The organism is Herbiconiux sp. UC225_62 (assembly GCF_042694625.1).
In the GTDB taxonomy this organism is placed as follows: Bacteria; Actinomycetota; Actinomycetes; order Actinomycetales; family Microbacteriaceae; genus Herbiconiux.
The window spans coordinates 2,364,692-2,377,531 of record NZ_CP170551.1; the positions used below are offsets into that span (position 1 = coordinate 2,364,692).

Annotated in this window: 11 protein-coding genes and 2 pseudogenes; 11 read left to right on the forward strand and 2 right to left on the reverse strand. The window is 69.0% G+C overall.

The features are described from left to right. The first annotated feature begins 131 nt into the window (after positions 1-131). The 10 genes and pseudogenes from ACFJGU_RS11470 to ACFJGU_RS11515 all read left to right on the forward strand — a co-directional run bounded on the left by ACFJGU_RS11470 (position 132) and on the right by ACFJGU_RS11515 (position 9,866). Positions 132-587: an Hsp20/alpha crystallin family protein gene (locus ACFJGU_RS11470; protein WP_382303669.1), complete on the forward strand. Its 456-nt coding sequence runs from the start codon at positions 132-134 to the stop codon at positions 585-587. Next, complete coding sequence (dnaK, locus tag ACFJGU_RS11475; protein WP_382303670.1) at positions 587-2,461, forward strand: molecular chaperone DnaK; 1,875 nt, start codon at positions 587-589, stop codon at positions 2,459-2,461. The genes ACFJGU_RS11470 and dnaK overlap by 1 nt, the downstream gene beginning before the upstream one ends. An 11-nt stretch (positions 2,462-2,472) precedes the next feature. Beyond that, on the forward strand, positions 2,473-2,955 hold the full coding sequence (locus tag ACFJGU_RS11480) for a nucleotide exchange factor GrpE (RefSeq protein ID WP_382303671.1): 483 nt from the start codon (positions 2,473-2,475) through the stop codon (positions 2,953-2,955). After that, positions 2,948-3,904: a DnaJ C-terminal domain-containing protein gene (locus ACFJGU_RS11485; RefSeq protein WP_382303672.1), complete on the forward strand. Its 957-nt coding sequence runs from the start codon at positions 2,948-2,950 to the stop codon at positions 3,902-3,904. The genes ACFJGU_RS11480 and ACFJGU_RS11485 overlap by 8 nt, the downstream gene beginning before the upstream one ends. After that, positions 3,901-4,218 carry a chaperone modulator CbpM gene (locus tag ACFJGU_RS11490; RefSeq protein ID WP_382303673.1) on the forward strand — a complete coding sequence of 106 codons (318 nt, stop codon included), beginning with the start codon at positions 3,901-3,903 and terminating at the stop codon, positions 4,216-4,218. The genes ACFJGU_RS11485 and ACFJGU_RS11490 overlap by 4 nt, the downstream gene beginning before the upstream one ends. Further along, positions 4,209-6,850 (forward strand): annotated as a pseudogene (gene clpB / locus ACFJGU_RS11495) (ATP-dependent chaperone ClpB). The gene ACFJGU_RS11490 and the pseudogene clpB overlap by 10 nt, the downstream one beginning before the upstream one ends. Beyond that, positions 6,847-7,335 carry a thioredoxin gene (gene trxA / locus ACFJGU_RS11500; protein WP_382303674.1) on the forward strand — a complete coding sequence of 163 codons (489 nt, stop codon included), beginning with the start codon at positions 6,847-6,849 and terminating at the stop codon, positions 7,333-7,335. The pseudogene clpB and the gene trxA overlap by 4 nt, the downstream one beginning before the upstream one ends. Beyond that, positions 7,332-7,595 (forward strand): UBP-type zinc finger domain-containing protein, encoded by a 264-nt coding sequence (locus ACFJGU_RS11505; protein WP_382303675.1) that lies wholly within the window; start codon positions 7,332-7,334, stop codon positions 7,593-7,595. Before trxA ends, ACFJGU_RS11505 begins: the two co-directional genes overlap by 4 nt. Continuing rightward, positions 7,592-9,240: pseudogene (locus ACFJGU_RS11510) on the forward strand (FAD-dependent oxidoreductase). The gene ACFJGU_RS11505 and the pseudogene ACFJGU_RS11510 overlap by 4 nt, the downstream one beginning before the upstream one ends. A gap of 50 nt (positions 9,241-9,290) precedes the next feature. Next, on the forward strand, positions 9,291-9,866 hold the full coding sequence (locus ACFJGU_RS11515; protein WP_382303676.1) for an NADPH-dependent F420 reductase: 576 nt from the start codon (positions 9,291-9,293) through the stop codon (positions 9,864-9,866). A 27-nt stretch (positions 9,867-9,893) separates the two neighbouring features. On the opposite strand, the gene ACFJGU_RS11520 is transcribed toward ACFJGU_RS11515, so the two are convergent. Both ACFJGU_RS11520 and ACFJGU_RS11525 read right to left on the reverse strand, forming a co-directional pair. Next, complete coding sequence (locus tag ACFJGU_RS11520) at positions 9,894-11,069, reverse strand: 4-hydroxybenzoate 3-monooxygenase (protein WP_382303677.1); 1,176 nt, start codon at positions 11,067-11,069, stop codon at positions 9,894-9,896. A gap of 99 nt (positions 11,070-11,168) precedes the next feature. Continuing rightward, positions 11,169-11,921, reverse strand: coding sequence for an IclR family transcriptional regulator (locus tag ACFJGU_RS11525; protein ID WP_382303678.1), 753 nt, complete (start codon positions 11,919-11,921; stop codon positions 11,169-11,171). A gap of 108 nt (positions 11,922-12,029) precedes the next feature. Between ACFJGU_RS11525 and pcaH the strand changes: the two genes are divergently transcribed. Next, a complete protein-coding gene (gene pcaH, locus ACFJGU_RS11530; RefSeq protein ID WP_382303679.1) occupies positions 12,030-12,839 on the forward strand; it encodes a protocatechuate 3,4-dioxygenase subunit beta in 810 nt (269 codons plus the stop codon). Position 12,840 lies beyond the last annotated feature (1 nt).

Genomic DNA, 12,840 nt, shown 5'->3' on the forward strand with positions numbered 1-12,840 from the left:
CGCTTTCACCTCGGCCCGACAGCGCAACGACATGGACTTCTTTGGCTCTGCGGGGCCGAAGAGAACCGCGTGTCCGCAGGAGCACAATCGGCCTGGGCGGACACCGTCTCCGCAGGAGTGAGGAAGGCGTCATGACCCTCATGGGATTCGACCGGTACGACGACGTCGACCGCGCTGTCGAGCAGGCGGTGGGCGCGAATCGACGCACCCGCGCGGTGCCTCTCGAGGCCTACCGGCGGGGCGATGACTACTTCGTGGTGGCCGACGTTCCGGGCACGGACCCAGCCGATGTCGATGTGCGCGTCGAGCGCAATGTCGTCACCGTCACCGTGCAACGACGCCCGACCTTCCGGACGGATGACGTGCTGCTCATCGACGAGCGTCCGCGCGGCGAATTCGTGCGACAGCTCTTCCTCGGCGACAGTCTCGACAGCTCGAAGCTCTCGGCCGACATCCGGAACGGCGTGCTGACGCTGCACGTCCCGGTCGACGAGTCGAGCAAGCCGAGGCGCGTGGAGATCCGCTCCGCGCCGGACGAAACGCCTCCGGGTGCACGACCCGACGGCACGATGAAAGGGGATCTCTGATGGCCAAGGCAGTCGGCATCGACCTCGGCACCACGAACTCGGTGATCGCGGTCTGGGAGGGTGGAGAGGCGAAGGTCATCCCGAATGCGGAAGGCGCCCGCACGACCCCCTCCGTCGTCGCGTTCACGGACACCGGGGAGCGACTCGTCGGGCAGCTCGCACGGCGGCAGGCGATCCTCAACCCCAAGGGCACGATCTCGTCGGCCAAGCGCTTCATCGGTCGCAAGTTCGACGAGATCGAGGAGGAGTCGAAGGCGGTCGGATTCGACATCGTGCCCGGTCCGAACGGCGAAGCCCGGTTCACGATCCGTGACAAGCTCTACGCGCCGGAGGAGATCAGCGCGCTCGTCTTGCGCAAGCTCGTCGACGACGCGGCCAAGTTCCTCGGAGAGAAGGTGACGGAGGCGGTGATCACCGTTCCCGCCTACTTCAACGACGCCCAGCGCACGGCGACGAAGGACGCGGGCCGCATCGCGGGCCTGGAAGTGCTCCGCATCATCAACGAGCCGACCGCGGCCGCGCTCGCCTATGGCCTGGACAAGAAGGAGCACGAGACCGTGCTCGTGTTCGACCTCGGCGGCGGCACCTTCGACGTGAGCCTGCTCGATGTCGGCGACGGCGTGGTCGAGGTGCGCTCGACTGCCGGCGACACCCATCTCGGTGGCGACGATTTCGACCGTCGCGTGGTCGACTACCTCGCCGACGAGTTCCAGAAAGCGGAGGGCATCGACCTCCGGAACGACCCCCAGGCTCTGCAACGCCTCTTCGAGGCCGCCGAGAAGGCCAAGGTCGAACTCAGCACCGTGAGCCAGACCCAGGTCAGCCTGCCGTTCGTCACCGCGGATGCCGCGGGGCCGAAGCATCTGACCACCACCCTCAAGCGCGCCACCTTCGAGAACATCACCGCCGATCTCGTCGAGCGCTGCCTCGGACCCGTGCGTCAGGCGATGGAAGACGCGAAGGTCACCGAGAACGACATCGACGAGGTCATCCTGGTCGGTGGGTCGACCAGGATCCCGGCCGTGCAGAACCTCGTCAAACGGCTCACCGGGGGCAAAGACCCGAACATGACGGTGAACCCGGACGAGGTGGTCGCCGTCGGCGCCGCCATCCAGGCGGGCGTCTTGAAGGGCGAGGTCAGCGACGTGCTCCTGCTCGACGTGACTCCGCTCTCGCTGGGCGTCGAGACCCGCGGTGGGGTGATGACGAAGATCATCGAACGCAACACCACCATCCCGGCGCGGCGGAGCGAGGTGTTCTCCACCGCTCAGGACAGCCAGGACTCCGTCGAGATCGTCGTGCTGCAGGGAGAGCGGGAACGAGCCGCCGACAACCGCGTGCTCGGCCGCTTCACCCTCACCGGCATCCGGCCCGCGCCGCGCGGCGAACCGCAGGTCGAGGTCACCTTCGACATCGACGCGAACGGCATCCTGAACGTGAAGGCGCGCGACAAGGACACGGGCGCCGAGCAGGGGATCACGATCAGCGGCACGACGAACCTCGATCAGGCCGAGATCGAGCGGATGGTGCAGGAGGCCGAGCAGCACCGTGCCGAAGACCAGCATCTGCGCGAAGACATCGATGCCCGCAACGAGCTCGACGCCGCCGCCTACCGGGTCGAGCGCACGCTCTCGGAGCGCGGCGAGTCCGTGCCGCAACATGAACGCGCCCGCGCGGAGATGCTGATCGGGCAGGCGCGTGACGCCGTCGGGCGCGAGGTTCCGGCATCCGAGGCCCGGGAACTGACCAGCGAGTTGCAGCAGATGGAGGCCGCCCTGTCGGTCGCCCGGGGGTCCGACTCGTCGCCATCGCAGGACGACATCGATGCCGATGATTCCGACGACGTCGTCGACGCCGAGTTCGATCGAAGCTGAGAGACCGTGACATGGACGACATGGACGACATGGACGTCACGGAAGACCCGACGGATGACCTGAACCGACGTCTCGCCGAGGTCGAGGATCGCTGGAAGCGTGCGGCAGCCGATCTCGACAACGTCCGCAAGCGCGCGGCTCGTGAGCTCTCGGTCGCGCTCGACGCGGAGCGGGCCCGCGCCGCAGCCGTCTTCCTGCCTGTGGTCGACGGCCTCCAGGATGCGGTCGCGTACGCCCGAGCCGGGAACGCCGGACTCGCCGAAGGCATGGAGTCGATCCGGGAACAAGCCATCGCCGCGCTCGAGCGCCTCGGCTACCCGCGGATCAATGAGGTGGGCGTGCCCTTCGATCCCCGCGTTCACGAGGTCGTGTCGGTGGTCGAGCGGGGTGACCAGCCACCGCAGACGGTCGTCGCCGTCACCCGCCTCGGGTTCGGGACTCCGGAGCGGCTGTTGCGCCCCGCCGGAGTCATCGTCACCGCGGCGGATGAGTGACACCGTGGCCGCCGAGGACTACTACCGACTGCTCGGCGTCTCGCGGTCGGCGGACGCCAAGGAGATCCAGCGCGCCTACCGCAAACTGGCCCGGAAGTATCATCCGGACGTCAACAAGGACGCCGGGGCCGAAGATCGCTTCAAGCAGATCAGCGAGGCCTACCATGTGCTGGCCGACCCGGAATCCCGCGCCCAGTACGACCGCTTCGGACCGGAGTTCCGTCAGTACGCGGGAGCCGAACGCGAGTACGCGTCGCAGACCCAGGGCGCCGCGGCGGGTGGCGGCGGACGTACCCGCGCCCGGCCCGGCCCGTCCGGATTCACCTGGTCGAGCGCTCAAGGCGGGGCCGGACCGGGTGGGGCCTCGGTCGACTGGGGTGACCTCTTCGGCGACGTGTTCGGCTCGATGCGAGGGATGGACCACGAGCTGACCCTCGAACTCACGGTCGAGGAGGCCTTCCGCGGCGGCGCCCGCACGGTCGTCGTCTCCGGTCCGGACGGCGGCCGTCAGACACTCGACCTCCAGATCCCGCCCGGCGTTCTGGATGGTCAACGGATGCGCGTCGCCGGTGGGGGTGGCGCCGGCAGAGACGAGGGCGGGGTCGGCGATCTCGTCATCACCTTCCGGGTGCGGCCCGACCGCCGCCTCCGGCTGGACGGCAAGAACATCGAGATGGACTTGTTGATCTCGCCCTGGGAGGCCGCACTCGGAGCGAGCGTCTCTGCCCGGGCGCCCGGCGGCCCGATCACCGTGCGTGTTCCGCCCGGTTCCTCCAGCGGCCGGCGTCTGAGGCTGAAGGGTCAGGGGATGCCGCAGCCGGGAGGAAAGCCGGGCGACCTGTTCGCGAAGGTCAAGATCATGGTTCCCCCGCACCCGACCGACCGGGAACGCGAGCTCTTCGAGCAACTCCAACGGGAATCCGCCTTCGACCCGAGGCGTGCGTCATGACCTCCCCCCTGCTTCCGGCGCTCCCGCCACGGATGGACATCGAGATGGTCGCCGTCGCGTCCGGCACCCACCCCGAGCTGATCGAACGGTTCGTCGAGCTCGGCCTCGTGCCCGCCCGCCGGGACGCGGGCGGGCGCCTCTGGTTCGACCGGGGCGCGCCCGAACTGGTGCGGCGGATCGTGCGGTTGCACGCCGATCTCTCCCTCAACTACGCCGCTGTCGCCCTCGTCATCGATCTGCTGGACCGGATCGACGTGCTCGAGAACCGACGATGGGTGATCCAGTTCGGAAAGGGGACACCACCATGGACATGAACAAGCTGACCCAGAAATCCCAGGAAGCCCTCCAGGAAGCGCAGAGCATCGCGAGCCGGAACGGACAGACGGAGACCGAGAACGAGCACCTCCTGCTCGCGTTGCTCACGCAGGAGGGGGACTGATCCCGCGACTGCTGGAAGCATCCGGAGTCGATCTCACGGTTCTGCTCGCTGATGTGCAGCGCGCGGTCGAGCGCAAACCGAGCACGACCGGACCCGGGGCGACACCAGGCCAGGTGTTCCTCTCGAAGACCCTCGCGGCGACGCTCGATCGCGCCGAGCGGGAGGCGAATCGGCTCAAGGACTCCTATGTCTCCGTCGAGCACCTGCTGCTCGCGCTCGCCGACGACCCGGGGAGTGCGACGGCGCGCCTCTTGCAGAGCGACGGTGTCACGCGGGAGGGCTTCCTGACCGCGCTCACCAGCGTTCGCGGCAATCAGCACGTCAACTCCGCGACACCGGAGCAGACCTATGAGGCTCTGGAGAAGTACGGCCGCGACCTGGTCGCCGATGCGCGCGCGGGGCGGCTCGATCCGGTCATCGGCCGCGACACCGAGATCCGTCGCGTCATCCAGATCCTGTCGCGCAAGACGAAGAACAACCCGGTGCTGATCGGCGAGCCGGGCGTCGGCAAGACGGCCATCGTCGAAGGTCTGGCCCAGCGGATCGTGCGCACCGACGTTCCCGAAGGGCTTCGCGACAAGACGGTCTTCCAGCTCGACCTCGCGGCCCTCGTGGCCGGCGCGAAGTACCGAGGCGAGTTCGAGGAGCGAATGAAGGCGGTGCTGGCGGAGGTCACCTCGTCCGACGGTCGCATCCTTCTGTTCATCGACGAGCTGCACACGCTCGTGGGTGCCGGGGCGACCGAGGGGGCGATGGACGCGGGCAACATGCTGAAGCCCATGCTGGCGCGCGGCGAACTCCACCTCATCGGTGCGACCACACTCGACGAGTACCGCCGACACATCGAGAAGGATGCCGCGCTCGAACGTCGCTTCCAGACCGTGCTGGTGGAGGAGCCCGGCGTCGAGGACGCCATCTCCATCCTGCGCGGCTTGCGCGAGCGGCTCGAGGTCTTCCACGGGGTGCGCATCCAGGACAACGCGCTCGTCGCGGCCGCGACCCTGTCGCACCGGTACATCACCGAGCGGTTCCTACCCGACAAGGCCATCGACCTCGTCGACGAGGCCTGCGCGCGGCTGCGCACCGAGATCGACTCGATGCCCGCCGAACTCGACGAGCTCACGCGCCGAGTGACCCGTCTCGAGATCGAGGAGGCCGCGCTGGCGAAGGAGAAGGACAAGCCGAGCCGCCTCCGTCTGGAGGAGCTGCGCCGGGAGCTGGCGGACCTGCGGGCCGACGCCGACGCGAAACGCGCGCAGTGGGAAGCCGAGCGGCAGGCGATCCGCAAGGTGCAGGAGCTGCGCAGCGAGCTCGAGCGCGTGCGGCGGGAAGCGGAGGACGCCGAACGCCGTTACGACCTCGACCGCGCCGCCGAACTCCGGTACGGCACGCTCGCCGAACTCGAACGCCAGCTCGCCGCCGAAGAGGAGCGGCTCCGGTCGAAGCAGGGGCCGCAACGGATGCTGCGAGAGGTCGTGACCGAGGAGGAGATCGCCGAGATCGTCGCCGCCTGGACCGGCATCCCCGTCGCACGTCTCCAGGAAGGCGAACGCGAGAAGGTGCTGAAGCTCGACGAGGTGCTGGAGGAGCGGGTGGTCGGGCAGCCCGAAGCCGTGCGTCTGGTCGCCGACGCGATCATCCGTGCCCGGTCGGGCATCCGCGACCCCCGGCGGCCCATCGGGTCGTTCATCTTCCTCGGGCCGACGGGCGTCGGCAAGACCGAACTCGCGAAGGCCCTGGCCAGCGCCCTGTTCGACAGCGAGTCGGCGATGATCCGGCTCGACATGAGCGAGTACCAGGAGCGGCACACCGTCAGCCGGCTGGTCGGGGCCCCTCCCGGGTACGTCGGATACGACGAGGGCGGCCAGCTCACCGAGGCGGTGCGGCGGCGACCGTACTGCGTCGTGCTCTTCGATGAGATCGAGAAGGCGCATCCGGATGTCTTCAACACGCTGCTGCAGGTGCTCGACGACGGCCGCATCACCGACAGCCAGGGGCGCACGGTCGACTTCCGGAACACCGTCGTGATCATGACCTCCAACATCGGGGCGGAGCACCTGCTGACCGGCGTTCGCGACAGCAGCGGAGGAATCACCGAGGAGGTGCGCGACCGGGTGCTCGCCGAGCTGCGCGGCCGTTTCCGCCCGGAGTTCCTCAACCGCGTCGACGACATCGTCGTCTTCGCGCCTCTGGGACTCGAGCAGATCGAATCGATCGTGGAACTGCTGATGGGCGACCTCCGCCGCCGTCTCGCCGAGCGGCAGATCACCCTGGAACTCACCCCGGAGGCACGGCGTCTGATCGCCGAGCGCGGCTACGATCCGCTCTACGGGGCGCGGCCTCTGCGGCGCTACATCTCGCACGACATCGAGACTCGGCTGGGCCGCGCGCTCCTCTCCGGATCGGTGGCGGAGGGCTCCGTCGTGCGCATCGACGCGCGGGAGGGCGACCTCGTCGTCGACCTGGATCGTGCGGCGGCCGACGCGGATGTCGAGGTCGTGACATGACGACGGCGACCACGATCATCCGCTGCCGTGAATGCGGTCACAAGAACCGCGTGCCCGTTGCCGGGTCCGGGCGGCCGCGCTGCGGGAACTGCCACAAGCCTCTTCCCTGGATCGTCGACGCACTCGACGACACCTTCGGCGAGGTCGCCGAGAAGGCCGACCCGCCGGTGATCGTCGACATGTGGGCGACCTGGTGCGGTCCGTGCCGGATGGTCAGCCCCGTCTTGGAGCAACTCGCGGTCGAGCGGGCCGGCGACGTGAAGCTCGTCAAAGTGGATGTCGATCGCGCGCCCGCCCTGTCGTCGCGGTTCACCGTGCAGGCCGTGCCGACCTTGCTCGTCCTCCACGGAGGGCGGGTGATCGCGCGGCAGGCGGGTGCTGCGCCGGTGGCCGTGCTGCGTCGCTGGTTCGACGAGGCGATGGAGAAGGATGCGCGAGACCGGAAGAGTGCCTCCCCGGGCACCGAGCAAGGAGGCCCCTCATGACCGTGCATCCCGACCCCCACCTGTCCGCCGTCCGAGCAGTCTCCCCTCGCACACCGGGCGCCTGCGAGGACTGCCTGGCCCTCGGCACACCGTGGGTCCACCTCCGGCTCTGTCTGACCTGCGGCAAGGTGGGATGCTGCGATTCCTCACCGATGAGACACGCACGGGCCCACGCCCTGCACGACCTCCATCCCATCGTCCGCTCCCTCGAACCGGGGGAGACGTGGCGCTGGTGCTACATCGACGAGGACTTCGCATGACGAGAAGCCCTGGATCGGCGAGCATCGTCGCTGAGACGCCGGACACGCTCGGGGCGTTTCCGCGCCTCACACCGGTGCAGCTGGAATCGTTGAGCGGGGTGGGAACGCGCGTGCCCGTCTCCGCCGGTCAGGTGCTGGCCCGAGCGGGCGACCCGCCCGCCGCGTTCTTCGTGGTGCTCGAGGGTGGGCTCGCCCTCTCCGAGGGGGAGCGCGTCGACATCCACGGCCCCGGCCGCTTCGTCGGGGACATCGGGTTGCTGGAAGGACAACCGTCGTTCACCACGATCGCCGCGGTGGACGACGGCATCATCCTCGCGGTGCCGATCGAGGAGCTGGAGAGGATCGTCACCGGAGACCCGCTGCTCGGCGACGTCATCCTGCGTGCGTACCTGATCCGCCGGTCGATGGCGATCGGCTTCGGTGCCGGCCTGCGGATCATCGGATCGCCGTTCTCGCCGGACACCCGCCGACTGCTCGACTTCGCCGCACGCAACCGGGTGCCGCACCGGCTCCTCGACCTGGAACGCGACCCGGGCGCGGAGACGATCCTGCGGCGGGCGGGGCTAGGCGTCTCGGACGTGCCCGTGGTGATCGTGGGCGGATCGCGCACTCTCCGGAACCCGTCCGTCGAGGAGGTCGCGCAGGCGCTGGGCATGCGGACTTCCCGGCCGCCGACGACCAGTGACGTGCTCGTCGTCGGGGCGGGCCCGGCGGGTCTCGCGGCCACGGTCTACGCGGCCTCGGACGGACTCTCCGTGGTGCTCTCCGACGCCGTCGCGACGGGCGGTCAGGCGGCGCGATCGGCGCGGATCGAGAACTACCTCGGATTCCCCTCGGGGATCTCGGGCGCAGAACTCGCCGAGCGCGCGACTCTCCAGGTCGCGAAGTTCGGCGCCACCCTCTTCGCGCCCTCCGCCGCAGAGAGCCTGGCCGCCGATGACGGTGCGCTGGTGGTCCGCTTCTCGGACGGGACGATCCTCTCCCCACGAACCGTGGTGATCGCATCGGGGATGAAATACAACCGTCTCGAGGTCGCGACCCTCGATCGCTTCGAATACACCAGCGTCTACTACGCCGCCACGATCAACGAGGCGCGGCAGTGCGGCGCAGAACCGGTGGTCGTGGTCGGAGGGGGAACTCGGCCGGGCAGGCCGCCGTCTTTCTGGCCGGAACCGCTTCGCACGTTCATCTGGTCGTTCGCGGCCCGGATCTCGAGTCGAGCATGTCGCGCTATTTGATCGTGCAGGTGGAGGAGCATCCTCGCATCACGGTGCATCTGCAGACGGTCGTGGCCGACGCGCAGGGCGGCGCCGGCCTCGAGTCGGTCGTCGTGGAGCACGTGCCGTCCGGTGCGCGAACCGAGATCGCCGCGACGCACCTCTTCGTGTTCATCGGAGCGACACCGGCGACGTCGTGGCTCGGGCCGGAGTTCGCGCGGGACGAGCGTGGCTACCTCGTCACGGGAGCGGGCACGACACGATCGGGTTCCAGCAGGCCTGCCCTCGAGACCTCGGTTCCCGGCGTCTTCGCCGTCGGCGACGCGCGCAGCCAGTCGGTGAAGCGGATGTCGGCCGCGGTCGGCGAGGGCGCGAGCGTCGTCAGGATGGTGCACGACCACCTCGAAACGGGTGGCAGCCGACGATGAGCGTGCACCGCTCGTGTCCAAGTGAATCATCGGAAGGGTAAGGGATCGTCATGTCACGGATCACCATCATCGGCAAGGGCTCCATGGGAAACGCCATCGGAGGAGTGTTCGCGGCCGGAGGCAGCGACGTCGAGTACGTCCTGCGCGGCGACGCCGACGCCTCCATCTCGGGAGACATCGTGGTTCTCGCCGTCCCCTATCCGGAGGTCGCCGGTATCCTCGATGCCTTCGGTGGCCAGCTGGCCGGCAGGACAGTCGTCGACATCACGAACCCCCTCGACTTCTCGACTTTCGACTCGCTGGTCGTCCCCGCCGACGGTTCCGCCGCGGCGGAGATCCAGGCGAAGCTCCCCGAGAGCCACGTTCTGAAGGCGTTCAACACGACCCTCGCCGCCACCCTTGCGTCCAAGCAGCTGGGCGGAGTCCCGACCACCGTCCTCGTGGCCGGAGACGACACGGATGCCAAGACGGCCTTGCTCGGTGCCATCACGGCCGGCGGCGTCTCGGCACTCGACGCGGGCGGACTGAGCCGCGCTCGCGAGCTCGAGGCCATCGGATTTCTCCAGCTCACCCTCGCGGCGAGCGAGAAGATCGGCTGGAACGGGGGGTTCGCCGTCATCCGCTAGGGCGTCGGCCGTACGTCCGCGCCCGGTCTACAACGGCCAGCCCGTGTAGGCCTCGGCGAGGTAGGCGCTGCCCGCCTCCGACTCGACCACCGACCGGAGCTCTCCGAGCTGCCGGCGCCGGTCGAACTCGCTGGCGCCGGGTGCGACGTGCATCATGCTCGTCATCCACCAGGAGAAGTGCTGAGCCTTCCAGATGCGCGACAGGGCGCGTTCCTCGTACGAGTCGAGAAGCCGTTCATCGGAGTCGTGAAGCAGGGTGGCGAGTGCGTCGACCAGCAGCACGACGTCGGCGATCGCGAGGTTCATGCCCTTCGCTCCGGCCGGCGGCACGGTGTGGGCCGCGTCGCCCACGAGTGCCGTGCGGCCGGCCCGGAGCCGCTCGGCCACGAAACTGCGGAAGCGCAGCACGTCGCGCTGGAAGATCGGTCCTTCGTTCAACTCCGTGCCGGGAACGCGGGCCTGCAGGATGCGCCAGATCTCCGCGTCACTCGGCGCCGTCGGGTCGGCCTCGGGGTCGCACTGGAAGTACATGCGCTGCACTTCGGGGCTGCGCTGGCTGATCAGCGCGAAGCCTTCGGCCGAGTTGCTGTAGATGAGCTCCTCGGCGCTCGGCGGAGCCTCGCAAAGGATGCCGAACCAGGCGAAGGGGTACTCCCGGAAGTACCCGCTGCCGTGCGATCCGCTGACAGCGGTGCGCACCACGCTCCGCGAGCCGTCGGCGCCCACGACGAAAGCCGCGGAGATCTCGAGGGGCTGCCCCTCCGCGTCCGTCGCGATCACTAGCGGAGTCGTGGTTTCGGCGTCGTCGACGCGCAGGGCCGTGACGCCGAACCGGATGTCCTGCCCGAGAGAGGTGCGCAGGGCTAGCAGGTCTTTCAGCACCTCGTGCTGCGGATACAGCCAGACGCTCCGGCCGACCAGTGCGGTGAAGTCGATGCGGTGCCCCTCGCCGTCGAAGCGCAGCTCGATGCCCTCGTGCTTCTGGCCCACGGTGTCGACCCGGGTGGCGGGGTCGATCCTTCGCAGGAGCTCGACGGTGTTCTGCTCCAGGATGCCGGCACGGATGGTGGACTCGATCTCCTCGCGTGAGCGCCGGTCGATCACGATCGACTCGATCCCGGCCTCGGCCAGCAGATGCGAGAGGGTGAGGCCGGCGGGCCCGGCGCCCACGATGGCGACCTGGGTGCTGACGGTGGTGGTCATGGCGTCTCCTTCGACGGGTGCCGCGGTGGCTCGTGTGTCGCCATTGTGCGAGCCGGTCGACCCGTCGCGTCCGCGAGTTCCCGATGAACGGGAAGCCGCCTATCGACGGAAGCCGAGTGATCGAGCGATGTCGAGAGCCGCGCGGTGGAGTTCCACGACGGCGAAATCGGTCTCCGCGTCCCGCGGCAGCACCACCGAGAGGGCGGCCACCACCCGGCTGGTCTCGTCGCGGATCGGCACCGCGATGCCCGTCGAGACCTCTTCGATGTACCCCGGCGCGATGGCATGACCGAGCGCCCGCACCTCGGCGAGCTTGCGCCGCACCGCCGCGGGGTCGGACAGAGTGGCGCGGGTGAGGGGCGCGAGCGGCGACGACAGCACACGCTCCTGCAGATCCACGTCGCCGAAGGCGAGCAGCACGAGACCCGAGCTGGAGGCGTGCAACGGCAGCCGGCCCGCCACCCGGGTGATGTTGGCTCCGGATTCGGGGCTGCTCAGGCGCTCGAGGAAGAGCGCCTCGTCCTGCTCGAGGATGGCGAGCTGCGTGTGCTCCCGCACCCGCGACTGCACCCGCTCCATGAACGGCATCGCCGCCTGCCGCAGGCGGAGAGCGTGCGACGAGCGGGTCGCGAGCTCCCACAACCGCATGCCGACCCGCACCCGGCGGTCCTCGTCGCGCTCCAACAATCCGGCGCCGACCAGTTCGTTCACGATACGGTGCGCGGTCGAACTCGGCAGCCCCGAGCGGCGCCCGATCTCGGTGGCGGTCTGCACCGTGCGGGTGGGAGTGAAGGTGTCGAGGATGCGCACCAGCCGTTCGGTCGCGGAGTCGCCGGAAGGGGAGTTGGCCATGGCTCATCTTCCCACTTCCGCAATCGCACTCCCATTGAACGGGAGTCGTCGATTCTGCGGGGATGCGATCTCGCACCATTGTCGGAAGCCCCCGTCGAAGGAGACACCGTGACAGCACCCACCGCTGCCGCGCCGGAGAGGCTGCTCGCGGCTCCGGATCAGGCCGGCCAGCAGCAGATCACCGGCGAGATCCAATCCCTGCACGCTGAACTCGAGCGCCGCGAACGCTCCGGCGAAGAACTCCCAGCCACCGTCTACGACTTCGCGCCCTACCGCTCGAGCCTCCTGCGGCATCCGACCAAGAGCCCGAAGCTCGCCGACCCCGAGACCGTCGAACTTCTCTCGCCTGCCTTCGGGCAGCGCGACGTGGCGGCGGTGGAATCCGACCTCACGATCCAGCACGCCGGGGAACCGCTGGGCGAGCGGATGACGGTGCGCGGCCGCCTCACCGACTCCTGGGGCCGGCCGGTGCCGAACCAGCTTATCGAGATCTGGCAGGCCAACTCCGCGGGCCGCTACATCCACCAGCGCGACCAGCACCCGGCTCCCCTCGACCCGAACTTCACGGGCGCGGGGCGCGCGGTCACGAACGACGCCGGGGAATACCTCTTCACCACCATCAAGCCGGGCCCCTACCCGTGGAAGAACCACGTGAACGCCTGGCGTCCTGCGCACATCCACTTCTCGGTCTTCGGCAGCTCGTTCACCCACCGCCTCGTGACGCAGATGTACTTCCCCGGCGACCCGCTGTTCGCGCTCGACCCGATCTTCAACACGATCTGGCGTCAGAAAGACCGCGAGAGCCTGATCGGTGTCTACGACCACGACCTCACGTCGCCGGAATGGGCGACCGGATACCGATTCGACATCGTGGTCGACGGACCCGACGCCACCTGGTTCGAGAACGAGAGCGAGTGAC